Below are 16,659 nucleotides of genomic sequence, written 5' to 3'. Positions count from 1 at the left end.
GCCTTTAAAGGTATAAACTTAGCGGCGGCATTGACGCGGAGCGCGCATCAACACGAAATGTGATCCCAATTCTCATATTTCTTGACGAAAGCCAATAGCGCACCGGGCGTGAGACTGCACCTCGGCAATAACCGGCAAGCGCCGCCGAAGTGTGGAAGCTGGCAAGCGGTCGGCTTCGATCACTCTTCATCAGCCTCGTAACTGATGCTGTCATTCGCCCGGCTTAAAAAGCGATCGGATATCGCGGTCAGCCGATTGCAGCAGTCCGAAGGCCTGGTACCTGCGTTTGTGCAGGTCTGCAATTGCGCCACCGACGGGATAAAACAGTCTGGAAAGGCGCGACATCGCCTGCATGGCGTCCGGCAGCGAACGATGACGTCCGCCGGCGACAGCCGCAAGCATTGCCGCACCGAGCAGTACAGGCTCCTCGGTGTCGGCGATTGCCAAGGGTACATTCGTCGTATCGGCGAGAATCTGGCGCACGAGATTGCTTTGCGCAGCACCTCCGCTTGCGACGATCAGGTCAATCTCAATGCCGTCCTGAGCCAACCGTTCCAAAAGCTGTTTGAGGCCGTAACCGATCCCGCAAAGGCCGGCAACATAGAGCGAGATCAAACTGGGAATGTCGCTGTCAAGTCCGATGCCGGAGACGACGCCGCGAGCCTCGGGGTCGGCATGGGGGGAGCGGTTTCCGAGAAACTCGGGCACGACGTGAAGGGACTTCGCAAGTTCGACAGCACGCCCCAGGTCCGTACATTTTTCGGTGGCCTGCCTGTCGAGCCAGGCAACGAGTGTGAGCCCCGCGGCATCCGCCTTCGCGCGTGCCTCGACAGAGGCGGCATGCATGCTCACCAGATGGTCTATGGCAGCTCCTGCCGCAGACTGCCCGCCTTCCGTCAGCCAGAGCCCCGGCACCATTGCCGAATAATATGGTCCCCAGACGCCACCGACGAAGATCGGATTGTCGCTTGAGGCCATCGAACAGGCGGATGTGCCAAAGATATAGGCAAGCCTGTTTCTGACATCCGAACCGCCGCTTGTTTGGGCTCCGCCGAGCGTGCCGACACCGCCGGCATGCGCATCGATCAGCGCCGCTCCGACAGGCGTTGCGACCGGCAATCCGAGATCGGCGGCGGCGCTTTGCGTAAGCCCGTTTGCCAGCGCCGTGCCAGGATCGACGATATCCGTACCTATCCTGGCAAATCCCTCCGCCACCAGCTCTTCAAGGCCGATATCCCTGAAGTACTGGTCATCCCAGCGCGCTTCGTGGGCAAGAAAGGTCCATTTGCAGGTCACTGTACAGACCGACCGGCTGAGCGAGCCGGTTGCGCGCCAGGTCAAATAGTCCGCAAGGTCGAAAAAATGACCGGCAGTGGCAAAGGAGGCCGGCAGATGGCGCTTCAGCCACAAAAGCTTGGGTGTTTCCATTTCCGGAGAGATCCGCCCGCCGACGTAACGCAGGACCTTGTGATCTCCAGCATTGATTTCCGCAGCTTCACCGGCGGCACGGTGATCCATCCAGACGATGATATTGCGGTTGGGATCGCCGGAGGGGCCGACGGCGACCGGCGCGCCGTCGGCGGTCACCGCAACGAGAGAACAGGTCGCATCAAAACCCACACCGGCAACAGCTGCAGGCGCAATTGCTGCCGCTGCAACAGCTTCCTTGACGCTGTCGCAGATCGCTTTCCATATCTGCTCGCTCGATTGCTCGACAATGCTGCCTGCCTCATACCAGATCGTGATGGGTCGTTTTGCAGCCGCCAGCAGAATGCCGTCTTCGTCGAAGACCCCTGCGCGCGCGCTGCCTGTACCGATATCGACGCCGATAAAGTACTGCGCCATGGTCAAAGGTCCGTGCTGTGCGGCAAAATGACGAGGTCGCGGATCGTCACGTTGCGTGGTCGCGTCAGCATGAAGAGCACCGCGTCTGCGACCTCCCTGGCCTCCATCAATCCTCCTGCGGCAATCGTCTCATCGAGTTTCTCCTGCGGCCAATCGCTGATCAGGGCCGTCACCACCGGGCCCGGCGCGACAGCACCGACGCGAATGCCGTGCTTTATGACCTGACGCCTGACCGTATGGACGAAGGCCTGCACGGCGTGTTTCGACGCAGTATAGATCGGCTCCCACACAACGGGAACCAGACCGGCGATCGAGCTGGTCATGATGATGTCGCCGGTCTTTCTCTCCACCATATGAGGCAAGACCGACTGGACCGATCGGAAGGCTGCATTGATATTCAGGTTCAGCATCCGGTCCCAGGCATCCGGATCGCCGTCCACGACCTCCCCGCCGATGTAGGAGCCCGCATTGGCGTGAAAGATATCGAGCTTTCCGAAACGCTCGAGAATCTGCGGCATCATCGTTGAGACGCTGGCGGGATCGGTCAGATCGGCGGCCAGAGGGAAGGCGCTCGCACCCAGCTTAGAGCATATGCTTTTCAGTGAATCTTCGGCCTTGTCGATGAGAGCGACGCTCGCACCCTCCCGCAATAACGATTTGGCGCATTCAAGACCGATCCCCGAGGCAGCCCCGGTAATCGCTGCGACCTTTCCAGAAAGTTCCTGTCCCATGTCAATCCTTGCTTTCGTAGTTGTATCAGGCGCGGCCGTGCGAGACCCGCGACCGGCGTGCCAGCGAATCGACGATGACTGCAATGGCGAGAACTGCGCCGGTGATCATGTAGCGAAGCGCCGAAGACAGATCGAGCATCGTCAGTCCGCTTGCGATCGACTGGATGACGATGATGCCGAGGAGTGCCGAGTAAGCGCTGCCGCGGCCCCCGAAGAGGCTTGTTCCGCCGATGACGGCTGCTGCGATCGCATTCAGGTTGACGTCGCCGGTCCCGGCCTGCTGGCTTGCCGATGCAAGACGCGCCGCCGCGAGCACGCCGCCAAGTGCGGCAAACATGGCGCAGAGAACGAAGGCGCTGGTGTAGATGAGCCGGACATTGATACCTGCGCGGCGTGCCGCCTCGCGATTGCCGCCGACGGCCGCCATCGAGCGGCCCCATTGGGTCCGCGTGAGCGCGTAGTTCATCACGATCGCAAGGGCGACGAAGAGCGCGAACATCCACGGGATGCCGCGATCCTGATTGAGATAAAAGACGACGAATTCGAGGAGGATCGTGATTAAAGCGACACGCACGACGAGAGCACCGATCGAGCGCGACGAGAGATTGGCTTGCCTGCGGCGTTGCCCAGCCCGATAGCCTGAAACCAGCATCACGACGCCCGGCAGCAGCGCAAGCACGTATGCCAGTGGACGCGGAATGACGAGCAGTTGCCCGAAGTTCACCAAAGGCGAGCCGTAAGGCAGGTTGATCGAGCCTGTCGCGCCAAGCAGATAGAGCTGCATTCCGAGTACCGCCAGCAGACCGGCAAGCGTCGAAACGAAACTGGGCATTCCAAGGCGATTGAAAAGCAGAGCATACAGCGCGCCGATCAATCCGCCGACGGTGATGGCGGCAATGATTGCAATCGCCACGGGCCAGCCCTGATTGACCCACAGCATGCCGACCATGGCGGAAGCAAAGCCACTGATTGAACCGACCGACAGGTCGATCTCGCCGACCATCAGCACGCAAACGATTCCAAGCGAAATCACCCCGACCGTGGATGCGTCGAAAAGCAGGTTTGCAAGATTGTTGCTTGAAAGAAACGTCGGGTTGAGGGTTCCGAAGACTGTCCAGATGATCACCAGGCCAACGACCACAGGAAGCGAGCCAAGGTCGCCAGAGCGCACCTTGTCGATCGAAGAACGGATCGTCGCGCCAATACCCGCATCGTGGCTGACGCGAACATCACCTCGATCCAGAAGCGTTGTTTGTTTCGCATCGCTGGTCATACTTGGCCCTCCTGCCTCGTGTCCTGCTGCGCCTGGCGACGGCTGGCACGGCGCGAGACTGCATTCTCAGTCGCCCCGGTGATGGCGGTGACGAGTTCCTGGTTGGACGCATCGGGATAGAAAACTCCATTGTTCCGCCCAAGTCTCAAGACGACGATGCGGTCGGCTACGGCACGCACGTCCTCCATGTTATGGCTGATCATTACGACGCCGAGGCCGCGATCGCGCACCCGCTCGATCAGGTTCAGAACCTCTGCCGTCTGGGCAACGCCAAGGGCGGCTGTCGGCTCGTCGAGCAGGATGAGCTTTGGCTCCAGAAGCAGGGACCGGGCGATCGCCACCGTCTGTCGTTGTCCACCCGACAGCGATGCGATCGGAATGCGGACACTTGGAATGCGGGCCGAAAGCTCGTTCAACAGCGTCCAGGCACGAACCTCCATCGCGGTCTCGTCAAGCCTCAAAGGACTGAGCTCACGGCCGAGGAAAATGTTGGCAACGACATCAAGGTTCTCGCAAAGTGCAAGGTCCTGAAACACGGTCGCAATACCCAGGGAGAGGGCCGCACTCGGGTCGGCCAACGTCACCTTGCTGCCGCGGAACGTGATCTCGCCCGAACTCGGCTGGTGGACGCCTGCAAGGATCTTCACGAGCGTCGATTTGCCGGCGCCGTTGTCGCCGACGAGCGCCACGACTTCGCCTGCGTGAACGTCAAGATCGATATCGGTGAGCGCCGAGACGGCACCGAAATGTTTCGAGATACCTTTTAGGCTGAGCACCACTTCCCCGGGCGGGGCTGCTTGGTTGGAAGCGTCAGTCATCTGTCGCAAGCCTTTCATCATGAATTTCAGGTCCTTCGACCATTCGCAAGAGCGGTCGAAGGACCTTCTGCGAGGACCGATCAGCTGCCGATGCCGAGCTTTTTGCAGCCTTCGGCGTAACGATCCGTGCACAGCTCCTCGGGGGTCTGGATCGGTTTGCCATTGACTGTTTTGTCGATGATCTCGGCCTTCAGGTTTTCAGCGGTAACGAGGGCCGGCGTGAAGAGTTGCGTCGGCGTGTCGAAGAGCGTGGTATCGGCCTTCGGCGTTTCGCCCGACAGCAGCTGCATGGCGACGTTGGCCGCAGCCGCGGCAACGATCTCGCTTGGCTTGGAGATGGTGTTGTATTGGTCGCCTGCGATAATGAGCTGCAGGCCGGCGATCGTCGCATCATTGCCGGTGACCGGCGGCACAGGATCGATGCCGGCAGCCTTGAAGGCTGCAACGGCAGCGCCACCTGTGCCATCATTGGCGGCCACGACGCCGATGATCTTCTTGCCGAATCGGGTGATCTGTCCGCTCGCCCACTGCTGCGCCTTCGGCGGAGCCCATTCGGGCGTGTCGAATTCGGCAAGGATCGGATAGCCGCCCTCGGCAAGACCGGCATGAATACCCTTCTTGATGAGGCCTGCGGCAGCATCCGTCGGCGAGCCGTTGATCTCAAGTAGACCACCGTCGCCAGCTTGGACATTCTTTGCCTTCAGATGATCGACCAGCGATTTGGCGATCATCTTGCCGATTTCCTCATTGTTGAAGGAGACATAATAGTCTGCCGCGGCAGAGGGAATCGGACGGTCATAGGCGATCACCTTGACGCCCTGGCTCTGCGCCATCTTGACCAGTGATGCGGCAGCCGTCGAATCGACCGGATCAAGCACGATCGCCTTGGCGCCTTGCGAGATCGCCGAGTTGAACTGTTGCTGCTGGCGCGAAGCGTCGCCGTTCGCGTTTTGGTAAATCACCTTGCAGCCGGCGCAAAGCTTTTTCATTTCCGCTTCAAAGCCCGGATAGTCGTGCTCCTCATAGCGTGTGGAGCTTTGGTCGGGCATCAGAAAGGCGACCGTTGCATCGGTTACCTTTGCAGACTGCGCAAAGGTCGACGTGCTGCCGAGAAGACCGACGGCGAGCGCTGCTGCGCCTGCCAATTTCCATGCGAATTGGGTCATTGGAATTTCTCCGTACCAAATGGTAACTGTTTCGATGAAGTCTCAAGCTCGCTCGAAGCCGACACTCTTTGTGCGATCCCGCCGTGCGAGGCGCCTTCTTGACCGGCGCTTCTCCAGCTGGTTTGCGGACAAGCAACCCCGTTCGGGCCACGTGCGTGCCCGGTCGCCCTGCCCTGGTTGTTCGTTTTCTCCTCCCCGGTCCTCCCCTTTTTAGGCGGCCTCCACCGCTCGTGCATTTTGTGCCAGCAATGTTCTGAAACGCGAGGGCGCCATGCCCTTCTGATCCAGAAACCGGCGATTGAAATTCGAGATGTTGTTGAAGCCGGCAGCAAAGCAGATGTCGGTTATCGACATGGCGGTTTCGCTCATCAGCAGATGGCAAGCGAAGTTGATCCGCAGCCGGTTTACATATTGGACAAGCGCCATGCCGGTATGCCGACGGAAGCTGCGGGAGAACGCGCTTGGGCTTTGCCCCGTCAGGCCGGCAAGGTCGCTTTCACTGAAAGGTTCGGTCAGATGTGTATTGATAAAGGCCAGCGCCTGGTTCACCCCGGCCGACATGAAACCCGAGGGATCCGGATGATAGAGCGCGCTTGCAAGGGTGCGCGTGCCCGGCGCAGAACTCAGCGTGTCGAGCACGTTCATGAAAAGCTCGATGCGGCGAATTCCCTTGGCGTCGACCAGCTCCCCAAGGAACGGGCCGACGAGCGACGCCGTTTCAGATGTGAACAACGCACCCCGACGGCTCATTTCCAAAATGCCGGCACAGGCCGAGAGCTCCGGAAATATCCGAGTTGCATCTGCAAGGAAGGACTCGGTGAATTGAAGCACCCGGCAGCGCAGTGGCAGGCATGTGCCCGGCGGCACGTCGCTCACCCAGTTGTGCGGCAGGTTCGGTCCGGTAAGCACAAGGTTGTCCGGCTCGAATTCACCGATAAAATCACCGACGAAATATTGTCCCGTCGTCGCCACGACATGGTGGATCTCATACTCGGGATGGAAGTGCCAGCGGACCGTACGGTAGGGATAACCATGCTCCCAGGCCTTGAAGGACTCGCCGCTGCCGATCGCGACCACTTCCAAATCCGGATTCATGGAACCTTCCTCCCTGCGCTTCAACCGGAATTTCACCGGCAATGGCGCCTCCTCCCAGAGGTCATCATTTTCTGATGGGGACTTTACCCGCAGGCATCAGCGATCGCTACTACGCCATCGACCTCCCGCTGATACTTTTTTGACAATTCTCCCATCATTTGTGGCCATTCGCGCAGTTATTCCGTCTCGGCCGGACCGCTAAAATCGAACCCGGCCCTTGATTTCTGTGGCGGACCGGCCTTGCGCAACCTCCCTCCCCGATATTCGCTTCAGACGGTCAACTCGGGTAGGAGAGCTTCGGATACCAGTCCGGCGCACGTCCTTCCGGCGTGCAATCGAGCACCGTCCAGATAGGCATGGCGTCGGGAGCACCGCGCGGGTCTTGTCCCGGGTCGGCTGTCGCCGGTCCCATTTCCTCGCTCCAGAAATGCCGGATCGTCCCGTCGCGTCGCGTGAAGACGTTGAATGCCGCATCATCGCTGCCGCCATGACCGAGCGCGCGATAGTCCCGGCTATAGTCGTCATCAATATCCGAATAGAGCGGTAGATAACGCCAACCGCGCTCCTTCTGGAACGACAGCAGCCTTTCGAGGGGCGAACGGGCAACAACCGCGAGCGCTATGCGCTGCTGCATGTCGGGCACTTCCCCATCCCAGGCGGATAATAAGGATGTACACATAGGACAAGGACGTTCGCGCTCAGGCCCGAACATGTAGCTGTAAACAACCAGCGTGTTCTTGTCGGCGAACAGGTCTTTCAACGACACGATACCGTTATTTCCCTCAAATCTGTATTCCTTCGTCACTACGCCTCCAGGCGGAAGAGCGCGTCTTTGCGCGGCGACGCGTTCTATGTGGCGGCGCAGCTCGATCTCTTCGGCAAGCAGCGCGTCGCGCGCACGCCGGTAGTCTTCACTCTCGTTCGGAAATCGGGCGCCGTTTCTGCGGGCGAGTTCGATTGCGGGTGTCAGGTGCGGATGATCAGCCATAATATCCTCCATCGATCTGATCGTGAGAGAGAAACCTGTGCCGGACTCTCCTAGCTTTTGAACGCGTGGCGCCGGCCGTCATTCCGGAACTGGAGCGCTCGCCTGTTCAAGGACGATCGACGGCCGTCGAAATCGACAGTGCTGCTGATAAATGTTTTTCGTGCATGCAAAAAAGATAGGCCGACCGGTTTCACGAATTTGCAAAGGTGAACCGATAGGAGCATGGCATTCAGAACCCACAGATCACTGCGGTGATCGAACGTCGAACGTGTGTTCCTTGGCCGGGAACCGTCGATTTCGCACATCGTCAGCATAGGCGCTTGCCGCCTCCTCGATCGTCTGTGCAAGTCCAGCATAGCGTTTGACGAATTTGGGCTTGAAATCGGTGAAGACGCCCAGCATGTCTTCGGCTACCAAAATCTGCCCGTCGCAGGCCGGCGAGGCGCCGATGCCGATCGTCGCGGCGTGGATCGAGGCGGTCACCTCGCGCGCCAGAGGCTCCACCATTCCCTCGACGACGACCGCAAAAGCGCCGGATCCGCCGACTGCTCGGGCATCGCGCCTGACCCTGGCGATCTCGCTTTCGTTGTGGCCGAGCGAGCGGTAACCGCCGGCGGTGTGCACCTGTTGCGGCATCAGCCCGATATGTCCGCATACCGGCACGCCGCGCGCGGTCAAAAAGGCGATGGTCTCGACCATCTCCTCGCCACCCTCCAGCTTGACGCCGTCGCAGCCGGTTTCCTTCATGATACGCACGGCACTGCGGAAAGCCTGTTCTTTCGATTCCTGGTAGCTGCCGAAGGGCAAATCGACGATGACGCAGGCCCGCGAGACCCCCCGCATGACCGCCTGGCCGTGGGCGATCATCATGTCGAGCGTAACGGAAGTCGTGCTCGGCAGGCCATAGAGCACCATGCCGACGGAATCGCCGACCAAAAGCAGATCGCAATGGGCATCAAGGGCACGCGCCATCGGTGTCGTATAAGCGGTCAGGCAAACGATCGGCGTTGAGCCCTTCATGGACTGGATGCGAATTGGCGTCAGCCGCCGTTGATTGGAGGGCTTGCTCATCACGCAGCCCTCGACTGGGCGTGGCGCCGGTGGCCGATGATCCTGTTGTCAAGGAGCCTTGTCGAACCGATCCGCACGAAAAGGGCGACAAGGGCCTGCCGACCGTGCAAGGTTTCAAGTCGTGTCAGGGTCTGCGGATCGCGAACGGCGACGACTTCAGCCACGGCGAGCGGCTCGCGTGCAATGAACGCGGCCAATGCCGCCTCCAGCGCCTGAGGCCCGTCGATGCCCTCCCGGCAAAGTCGTTCGGCTTCCTCAAGGGCCTTTGGAACGATCACCGCTGCGGCACGCTCCTGCGCCGTCAGGTAACTGTTTCGCGATGAAAACGCGAGCCCGTCGGCTTCCCGGACAGTCTCGACCGCGACAATGCGGACCGGCAGTGCAAGATCCTCGACCATCCGCTTGATGATTACGACCTGTTGGTAGTCCTTTTTGCCAAAATAGGCGGCATCCGGCTGAACGATATTGAAAAGCTTGGTCACGACAGTCGCAACACCGGCAAAATGTCCGGGCCGCACGGCACCTTCCAATTCGCTGCCGAGTGCCGGCACGTCCACGATCGTCTGCATCGGTCGCGGATACATCTCCGAAACGCTTGGGCAAAAAAGGATATCGACGCCGGCGGCAGAGAGCATGGCGCTGTCCCTTTCCAGGTCTCTCGGATAGCGCGTCAGGTCTTCGTTCTTTCCGAACTGCAACGGATTGACGAATATGGAGACGACGACGGCATCGTTGTCGGTGCGTGCACGCGCGACCAGCTCCATATGCCCGGCGTGAAGGTACCCCATCGTCGGGACGAATCCGAGGGTCCGGCCTTCCTTCTTGATCGCCGCAACCTGCTCCCGCAGTTCGGCAATCTTTGTTACGACACGCATCCTTCAACCTCCCCAAAAAGCGGTGGCGGATAGAAGTTGATTTCGCGCGAAGCGTCAACTTACCTGATAAGATAATATCGATTAGACGCTGCTGAAACTTATTTCAGCCGATCGCAACACCGTCGCTTACCTTGATCTGCGGTCAACCGACATTGTTTCTCCGGGCAACAAAATCTGCAAGATGCGGCACGTAATCCTCAGGACCGTTGCCGCCGTCTGCCACTGCCGCCGCATATGAATTCTTCACCGCACTTGCAAGCGGCGTGGCAACGGTCGCGTCATTTGCCATGGATTCCAGATATTTCAAATCCTTATACGCGTTCGAAAGCGTGAAGCGATGCGCATTTCGATTCCCGTCCAGAGCATAACCCATGAAGGTCTGGTAAAATCCGCTGTCCATGCGCCCGCCCCGGATGACGCTGTCGAAGCGTTCCACCGAGATTCCGACCTTTCGGGAAAGTGCCAGAGCCTCGGCAAAGAGAGCGCCCATGCCCAACGAAATGAAATTGTTGAGAAGCTTCATACGATGACCGTCGGCGACCCCGCCGATATGAACGATCTTTGCCGCCCATGTCGATACCACCGGCTGAATCCGTTCGAATGTCGCATCATCGGCGCCGACCATGCAGTCCAAAGTCCCCTCCCACGCCTCCTTCGGCGTCCGGCTAAGCGGTGCGTCGGCAAAATGGACCTTTAGCGCCGCAAGCGTTTCGGCAATACGCATTGTCACCGTGGGATCCCCGGTCGAGCAGTCGACAATCACCGTTTCCGGGGCAAGGGCCGGCCGCATTTCCTCGATCACCAGGGACACTTCCTTCGAGCTTGTGAGGCACAGAAAGATCATCGTCGAATTTTTCGCAAGCTCCGAAAGCGAACCCGCCTCGCGGGCGCCGCGGCCGATGAGGTCGTCGACCGGATCTCGATTACGGTGTGCGATCACCGTCAGCGGGAAGCCTTTTTCGACGATGTTCTTCGCAATACCGTGACCCATCAGTCCAACGCCGACAAATCCGACTTTCTCCTTGATCTCAGCCACGTTTCTCTCCCGTTCAATCGTTTCGAAGTTCTGCTGGCGATCGGCCTAAGGTAGGTTGAAGCGTTTGCGCAATTCGTCTACCTGTTCTGCACTCAGCATCCTTTTGGCGTGATGCTGCAGCATGAGAAAAAGCTTTGCAGTTTCCTCAAGCTCTTCGGCGGCGAACTGGGCGTTTGCGAGCGTCGTGCCGGCGACGACCGGCCCATGATTGGCAAGCAGCATGGCGTGATGACGACCGGCCAGCGACCGCACCGTGTCTGCGAGCGCCATATCCCCAGGGGCAAAATAGGGAACAAGAGGCAAGCGCCCCACGCGCATGACGTAATAGGCGGTCAAGGGCGGCAGCACGTCGAACGGATCGATATCGCGCAGAATGCTGACGGCAGTTGCATGGCTCGAATGGAGATGGACGACAGCGCCGGCATCACCGCGCTCGCCATACATCGAAAAATGCAGAAATGCTTCCTTGGTCGGCGCATCGCCGGACAGGAGTTTGCCCGAGGCGTCGAAGAGGGAAAGGCGGGCCGGATCAAGCGTCCCCATCGAGGCATTGGTCGGCGTCATCAGCCAACCGCCGTCGGAAAGGCGAACGGAGATATTGCCGGTCGAGCCGGAGGTCAGCCCACGCTCGAATAGCGACTGCCCCGTACGGCATATCTCTTCACGCACGCGGTTAATCTCAGACATCCGACCCCTCCGTTTCAAGCTGCGCCCATGCTTTCAGGAAGAAATCCGGAGCGCCGAAGTTGCCGGATTTCAAAGCCAGCACAATGTCGGGACCGCTTAGGCTGCGGGTCCATGGCACGCCGGGATCGATTTCAGGGCCGATCGAAAGTGTCTTGACGCCGAGCGCATTGATCACCGCGCCTGAAGTCTCTCCGCCAGCAATCAGAAAACGGGTAAAGCCATTCTGCTTCAGCCGCTCGGCCACCTCGGCCAGCGTCTGTTCGACGAGCGCTCCGGATTCGTGCCGTCCCATGGCCGCCTGGATGCTCTGAAGTTGTTCGGGACTGGCGCTGGAATAAACGAGCGGCAGACGGTCCTTGTCTTGCGAAATCACCCAGTCGGCGATTTCTGCCGCGCTCTGGCTTCCATCGGCAACGGCCGAAATATCAAGCCTCAGAACCGCCGCAGCGTCATTGCGGGCAACCTCGATCTGACCGCGGGTAGCAAGCGAGCAGGATCCGGCAAGGACAACCCGGCGCCCTGCCGGCGCCGTCATGCGGGTCATGGCCCTGCGGACGGGCAATTTCTTGCGTTTTCTGAAATTCTCGGGCAAGCCCATGGCAATGCCGGAACCGCCCGTCACAAGCTTCATGCCGTCGCAAGCCGCCCCGATCGTGCGCAGATCGGCATCCGACAATGTATCGACGACGAGGATGCGCTTTCCTGCCGCCTGCTGCTGCGCAAATGCCCCCCGGATGGCGTCTTCGCCCCTGGCGATCACCGGCCAATCGACAAGACCGACCGGCCGTCTTGTCTGCCGTTGCAGGACCCGGACAAGATCGGGATCGTGCATTGGCGTTAAGGGATGGTCCTTCAGAGAGCTTTCCGACAGGAGCCGGTCGCCGACAAAAAGATGCCCCTTATAGACGGTGCGGCCGGCTGCAGGAAAGGACGGACAAGCAATTGTCAGCTCGGCCCCGGTCAGATCCTGAAGCGCGTCGGCGACCGGCCCGATATTGCCGTCATCAGTGGAATCGAACGTCGAGCAATATTTGAACAGCAGCTGCTCTGCACCGGCGGCAAGCAGCTTGCCGGCCGCCGCCGTCGAATCCCTGACGGCTTCGGCCGCAGGGACCGTTCTCGATTTGAGCGCGACGACCACCGCATCGGCATCGCCAAAATCAGTCCCTTCCTCCGGCATTCCGATGACTTGCAGGGTCTTCATGCCTTCACGCGACAGCATGAGGCAAAGATCGGTGGCTCCGGTGATGTCGTCGGCTACAGCACCGATTAGCACATCGTTTCTCCTGCCTGTTTGCGTTGAATGAGCGGGCTGACGAAGTGCAAGTACCCGATGAGAAATAGAACTTGCAATCCGTTCTGCCGATAAGCTAACCATAGAGTGGCAGCGCTGTCATCAGTTTTTCGCAGATCACGATTCAAGCCAATTGCGCGCAAAGTGAATGCAACAATGGATTTCGAGCATGAGCGAAGCGGTTAACCTGAAGCTCTGCGTCATCGGTCTCGGATCGATGGGTTTTGGCATCGCGACATCACTGCTGGAGAAGGGCTTTGAGACCCACGGCTACGACATCAGCGCCGAAACGACGTCGCGGTTCGTGGCGGCAGGAGGCAAAGGGGCCGCAAGTCCAGCCGAAGCAGCTGCCGGGGCCGATGTCGTCGTGACCGTGGTCGTTGATGGCGCCCAGACAGAACAGGTTCTATTTGGTAAGGGCGGTGCGGCCCACAGCATGTCGAAGGGCGGTACGATCCTTTCCTTTGCAACGATGCCGCCGCAGACGGCCGAAGATCTGGCGCAACGCGCCGGCGCGCTCGCTCTGAACTATATCGACGGGCCCATCAGCGGCGGCGCCAAACGTGCCGCTGCCGGGCAACTCACGATAATGGCATCGGGACGACCCGAAGCTTTCAACCATGCCCGCCCCGTGCTTGATGCGATTGCCGTGAAGGTCTACGAACTCGCAGACCGGCCCGGCATCGGATCATCCTTCAAGATCGTCAACCAGCTCCTTGCCGGCGTTCATATCGCGGCCGCCTGTGAAGCGATAACCTTTGCCAAGGCGCTTGGTCTTGATATCGACAAGGTCTATGAGGTCATCATAGCGTCGGCCGGCAATTCCTGGATGTTCGAAAACCGCGTCCCCCACATCCTGCAAGGTGATTATTCCCCCCAGAGCGCCGTCGATATTTTCACGAAGGACCTTGGCATCGTGTCGGACCTTGGGCGCGGGCTGAAATTTCCACTGCCGATCACTTCCACGGCACTTCAGATGTTCATCATGACGGCTGCAGCCGGCATGGGCCGAGACGATGATGCCTCCGTCGCAAGGCTGATCGCAAAAGTGACGGGCATTGAGCTTCCCGGCGGGCCGGAGGCTGCGTGATGCCGCAATTCGCCGCAAACCTTACCATGATGTTCAACGAAGTGGCGTTTTTGGAACGGTTCGCGGCAGCGGCAATGGTCGGCTTTTCCGCCGTCGAGTTCCTGTTTCCCTATGACCACCCGCCGGAGGTCATCGGCGAGCGCCTGCGGGAAAACGGATTGACGCTTGCACTCTTCAACTTGCCGCCGGGAAACTGGCAGGCCGGCGAACGGGGCCTTGCTGCGCTCGACGGCCGGAGAAGCGAATTTCGAACCTCGGTGGATACCGCCTTGGAATACGCCCGATGCGCAGGGGCCCGCACGCTGCATGTCATGAGCGGTCTGGCTTCGCGCCGGGACCCGGCCGCGATTGCGGTTTACCGCGACTCTCTGGCATTCGCCTGCGACCGGGCAGGCGAAAGCGACATCGACATCGTCATCGAGCCGATTAACCCGCGGGACATGCCGGGCTATTTTCTCAACGACTTCGACTTCGCAGCCGACATCATCAGTGCATTGAAGAGGCCAAACCTGAAGCTGCAATTCGACATCTATCATCGTCAGATCATTCACGGCGATGTGCTCACGGGGCTCCGACAGCTTATACCGCTCGTCGGCCACGTACAGATTGCTTCGGTGCCGCTGCGCAACGAACCCGCAACGGGCGAGCTTGACGATTTTCGTGTGCTCCGAGAGCTGGATGGACTTGGCTATAAGGGCTTCGTGGGCTGCGAGTATCGCCCTGCAGGCAAGACGGTGGCAGGTCTTGGCTGGCTAGAGGCTTTTGCAAGCCGCTGAGCACAAGCAGCGGCAATCGAACGTTGAGCTGGCCTTTTATGCAGCGGCTCGTGAACGTGGAGATGACGCTCGCCCGGGGCTGAATCAGGAGGACTTGATGCAGCAAAAACAGCGTCTGCCGGCAAGGAAAAGCAAGGTGACGGTCAGGGATGTCGCCCTTCGCGCCGGCGTGGGCGAGTCGACCGTCTCGCGGATCATGCGCAACAAGGGGCCGGTTGCAGAAGAGACGCGCCGGCGAGTGATGGAGGCCGTCCGGGCGACGGGTTATGTCCCCAACCGGATTGCCGGTTCGCTTGCCTCGCTCGATTCCCATCTGGTTGGCGTCATCGTTCCCTCACTGTCCAACATCGTGTTTCCCGAAGTTTTGCAAGGTGTCCATTCCGCTTTGCGCGGCAGCGACTATCAGCCCGTCATCAGCATTACCGGCTACGACATCGATCTGGAGGAAACGATCGTTCGCGGACTGCTGTCATGGAAGCCCGCAGCCATCCTGATTGCCGGCTTCGATCATACCCCGGCAACCCATCGCATGCTTTTTGAAAGCGGAATCCGCATTGTCGAGATGATGGACATCGATTCGGCACCGATCGATATCGCCGTCGGCATGTCGCATCGGCGTGCCGGCTATGCCACGGGTCAATACCTTGTCGAGCGCGGATACCACCGGTTCGGATATGTCGGTCATGACTGGAATGCCGACAGGCGGGCCCGTCTGCGCTACGACGGGATCTGTGGCGCCTTGGGCGACGCGGGATTGCAAATTGCCGCCCAGGCGATCGCCGATGCGCCGAGTTCCGTCGGTGTCGGACGGGAGATGACGGCACGCCTTTTGGCCGGGCCGGCAAAGCTCGACGCGATCATCTATTCCAACGACGACATGGCTCTCGGCGGTGTCTTCCACTGCCTCGGTTCCGGCGTTCGCATGCCCGACGATCTTGCCATCTTTGGTTTCAATGGCCTAGATATCGGCCGCGAACTGCCGCAGCCTCTTGCGACTGTACGCTCCAACCGCTTCCTGATTGGCCGCACATCAGTGGAAAAGGCATTCGAAACGCCGCAGCGGCCGCAAACGAGATCCATTGTCGATACAGGCTTCGAGATTTTTCCAGGTGCCACGGCCTAAGTTGGTGAAGCGCCATGTCCTTCAATAGGTGGCACGCCCGCCTGACAGGTCGAATATCGAGGCTGTGGTAAAGCTGTTTTCCTTTGATACCAGCCAGGCGACCATGGAAGCTGCCTCCTCGACTTTCAAAAAGCGGCCGCGCGGAATGCGCGAGCGCATATATTCGATGAATTCCGGCGTCAACTGTTCCAGAATCCGCGTCTGAGCGGTTGCCGGCGTAATGCAATTGACGGCGATGTCGTAGGCTGCAAGCTCCTTGCCCAGCGACTTGGTAAGACCGATGACGCCTGCCTTCGAGGCGGAATAGGCCGCAGCGTTCGGATTGCCTTCCTTGCCCGCGATCGAGGCAATATTGACGATGCGGCCATAGTTTCGCGCCTTCATGTCCGGGACAACTGCGCGGTTGACGTAGAATGTGCCGGTGAGATTGATATCGATGATCTTCGCCCACATGGCGATGTCGTAGGTGTCAACCGGCGCTGCATCTCCGGCGATGCCGGCGGAATTGACGAGGATCGAAACCGGTGGGCCATCGGCGGCAGTGGCGGCATAGGCAGCCTCGACCTGGTCGAAGCGTGAGATATCGGCAACGGCGCTGCGAGCTCCTGCGCCAAGCGCAGCCTCCGCCTTTTTGAGCAACGGCCCATCCATGTCCCAGAGCGTGACCTCCGCACCGGAGGCTATGAGACGGCTGGCGATTGCAAAACCAATACCCTGTGCACCTCCTGTGACGATCGCATGCTGGCCTTCCAGATCAATCCTGTTCATCCGCCCCTCTCTCTCGCGAACGC

General features: G+C 59.8%; 16 protein-coding genes. 3 read left to right on the top strand and 13 right to left on the bottom strand.

The features are described from left to right. Nucleotides 1-210: 210 nt before the first annotated feature. From AM571_RS28335 to otnK, 12 genes are all read right to left on the bottom strand, one after another. A complete protein-coding gene (locus tag AM571_RS28335; RefSeq protein WP_074064322.1) occupies nt 211-1,845 on the bottom strand; it encodes an FGGY-family carbohydrate kinase in 1,635 nt (544 codons plus the stop codon). Nucleotides 1,846-1,847: 2 nt separating this feature from the next. Continuing rightward, complete coding sequence (locus AM571_RS28330) at nt 1,848-2,576, bottom strand: SDR family oxidoreductase (RefSeq protein WP_074064321.1); 729 nt, start codon at nt 2,574-2,576, stop codon at nt 1,848-1,850. Nucleotides 2,577-2,601: 25 nt separating this feature from the next. Beyond that, complete coding sequence (locus AM571_RS28325; RefSeq protein ID WP_074064320.1) at nt 2,602-3,849, bottom strand: sugar ABC transporter permease; 1,248 nt, start codon at nt 3,847-3,849, stop codon at nt 2,602-2,604. Continuing rightward, nucleotides 3,846-4,667, bottom strand: coding sequence for an ATP-binding cassette domain-containing protein (locus AM571_RS28320; RefSeq protein WP_074065626.1), 822 nt, complete (start codon nt 4,665-4,667; stop codon nt 3,846-3,848). The genes AM571_RS28325 and AM571_RS28320 overlap by 4 nt, the downstream gene beginning before the upstream one ends. A gap of 80 nt (nt 4,668-4,747) precedes the next feature. After that, nucleotides 4,748-5,833 (bottom strand): sugar ABC transporter substrate-binding protein, encoded by a 1,086-nt coding sequence (locus AM571_RS28315; protein ID WP_074064319.1) that lies wholly within the window; start codon nt 5,831-5,833, stop codon nt 4,748-4,750. 210 nt (nt 5,834-6,043) lie between these two features. Continuing rightward, complete coding sequence (locus AM571_RS28310) at nt 6,044-6,928, bottom strand: AraC family transcriptional regulator (RefSeq protein ID WP_074064318.1); 885 nt, start codon at nt 6,926-6,928, stop codon at nt 6,044-6,046. A gap of 277 nt (nt 6,929-7,205) precedes the next feature. Further along, nucleotides 7,206-7,916, bottom strand: a complete 711-nt coding sequence (locus AM571_RS28305) for a DUF899 family protein (protein ID WP_074064317.1) — start codon at nt 7,914-7,916, stop codon at nt 7,206-7,208. Nucleotides 7,917-8,159: 243 nt separating this feature from the next. Continuing rightward, nucleotides 8,160-8,987, bottom strand: a complete 828-nt coding sequence (gene panB, locus AM571_RS28300; protein WP_074064316.1) for a 3-methyl-2-oxobutanoate hydroxymethyltransferase — start codon at nt 8,985-8,987, stop codon at nt 8,160-8,162. Further along, on the bottom strand, nt 8,987-9,862 hold the full coding sequence (panC, locus tag AM571_RS28295; protein ID WP_074064315.1) for a pantoate--beta-alanine ligase: 876 nt from the start codon (nt 9,860-9,862) through the stop codon (nt 8,987-8,989). The genes panB and panC overlap by 1 nt, the downstream gene beginning before the upstream one ends. A gap of 142 nt (nt 9,863-10,004) precedes the next feature. After that, a complete protein-coding gene (locus AM571_RS28290; protein ID WP_257788711.1) occupies nt 10,005-10,898 on the bottom strand; it encodes an NAD(P)-dependent oxidoreductase in 894 nt (297 codons plus the stop codon). A 45-nt stretch (nt 10,899-10,943) separates the two neighbouring features. Further along, nucleotides 10,944-11,585: a 3-oxo-tetronate 4-phosphate decarboxylase gene (otnC, locus tag AM571_RS28285; protein ID WP_074064314.1), complete on the bottom strand. Its 642-nt coding sequence runs from the start codon at nt 11,583-11,585 to the stop codon at nt 10,944-10,946. Beyond that, nucleotides 11,578-12,861 (bottom strand): 3-oxo-tetronate kinase, encoded by a 1,284-nt coding sequence (gene otnK / locus AM571_RS28280; RefSeq protein ID WP_074064313.1) that lies wholly within the window; start codon nt 12,859-12,861, stop codon nt 11,578-11,580. The genes otnC and otnK overlap by 8 nt, the downstream gene beginning before the upstream one ends. Before the next feature lie 187 nt (nt 12,862-13,048). Here otnK and ltnD point away from each other — a divergent pair, with 187 nt between their 5' ends. The 3 genes from ltnD (at nt 13,049) to AM571_RS28265 (ending at nt 15,868) form a co-directional block, all read left to right on the top strand. Continuing rightward, nucleotides 13,049-13,969 (top strand): L-threonate dehydrogenase, encoded by a 921-nt coding sequence (gene ltnD / locus AM571_RS28275; protein ID WP_074065624.1) that lies wholly within the window; start codon nt 13,049-13,051, stop codon nt 13,967-13,969. After that, a complete protein-coding gene (otnI, locus tag AM571_RS28270) occupies nt 13,969-14,745 on the top strand; it encodes a 2-oxo-tetronate isomerase (RefSeq protein WP_074064312.1) in 777 nt (258 codons plus the stop codon). The genes ltnD and otnI overlap by 1 nt, the downstream gene beginning before the upstream one ends. Before the next feature lie 97 nt (nt 14,746-14,842). Next, a complete protein-coding gene (locus AM571_RS28265; protein ID WP_074064311.1) occupies nt 14,843-15,868 on the top strand; it encodes a LacI family DNA-binding transcriptional regulator in 1,026 nt (341 codons plus the stop codon). 21 nt (nt 15,869-15,889) lie between these two features. On the opposite strand, the gene AM571_RS28260 is transcribed toward AM571_RS28265, so the two are convergent. After that, nucleotides 15,890-16,636 carry an SDR family NAD(P)-dependent oxidoreductase gene (locus AM571_RS28260; RefSeq protein WP_074064310.1) on the bottom strand — a complete coding sequence of 249 codons (747 nt, stop codon included), beginning with the start codon at nt 16,634-16,636 and terminating at the stop codon, nt 15,890-15,892. Between the last annotated feature and the right edge of the window lie 23 nt (nt 16,637-16,659).

Source organism: Rhizobium etli 8C-3, assembly GCF_001908375.1.
Classification (GTDB): Bacteria; Pseudomonadota; Alphaproteobacteria; order Rhizobiales; family Rhizobiaceae; genus Rhizobium; species Rhizobium etli_B.
This window is presented reverse-complemented; position numbering and strand designations above follow the sequence as displayed.

Bases quoted from the DNA above. Each gene is read 5' to 3' on its own strand.
- AM571_RS28335 (WP_074064322.1), bottom strand. From the start codon at position 1,845: ATGGCGCAGTACTTTATCGGCGTCGATATCGGTACAGGCAGCGCGCGC.
- AM571_RS28330 (WP_074064321.1), bottom strand. From the start codon at position 2,576: ATGGGACAGGAACTTTCTGGAAAGGTCGCAGCGATTACCGGGGCTGCC.
- AM571_RS28325 (WP_074064320.1), bottom strand. From the start codon at position 3,849: ATGACCAGCGATGCGAAACAAACAACGCTTCTGGATCGAGGTGATGTT.
- AM571_RS28320 (WP_074065626.1), bottom strand. From the start codon at position 4,667: ATGACTGACGCTTCCAACCAAGCAGCCCCGCCCGGGGAAGTGGTGCTC.
- AM571_RS28315 (WP_074064319.1), bottom strand. From the start codon at position 5,833: ATGACCCAATTCGCATGGAAATTGGCAGGCGCAGCAGCGCTCGCCGTC.
- AM571_RS28310 (WP_074064318.1), bottom strand. From the start codon at position 6,928: ATGAATCCGGATTTGGAAGTGGTCGCGATCGGCAGCGGCGAGTCCTTC.
- AM571_RS28305 (WP_074064317.1), bottom strand. From the start codon at position 7,916: ATGGCTGATCATCCGCACCTGACACCCGCAATCGAACTCGCCCGCAGA.
- panB (WP_074064316.1), bottom strand. From the start codon at position 8,987: ATGAGCAAGCCCTCCAATCAACGGCGGCTGACGCCAATTCGCATCCAG.
- panC (WP_074064315.1), bottom strand. From the start codon at position 9,862: ATGCGTGTCGTAACAAAGATTGCCGAACTGCGGGAGCAGGTTGCGGCG.
- otnC (WP_074064314.1), bottom strand. From the start codon at position 11,585: ATGTCTGAGATTAACCGCGTGCGTGAAGAGATATGCCGTACGGGGCAG.
- ltnD (WP_074065624.1), top strand. From the start codon at position 13,049: ATGAGCGAAGCGGTTAACCTGAAGCTCTGCGTCATCGGTCTCGGATCG.
- otnI (WP_074064312.1), top strand. From the start codon at position 13,969: ATGCCGCAATTCGCCGCAAACCTTACCATGATGTTCAACGAAGTGGCG.
- AM571_RS28265 (WP_074064311.1), top strand. From the start codon at position 14,843: ATGCAGCAAAAACAGCGTCTGCCGGCAAGGAAAAGCAAGGTGACGGTC.
- AM571_RS28260 (WP_074064310.1), bottom strand. From the start codon at position 16,636: ATGAACAGGATTGATCTGGAAGGCCAGCATGCGATCGTCACAGGAGGT.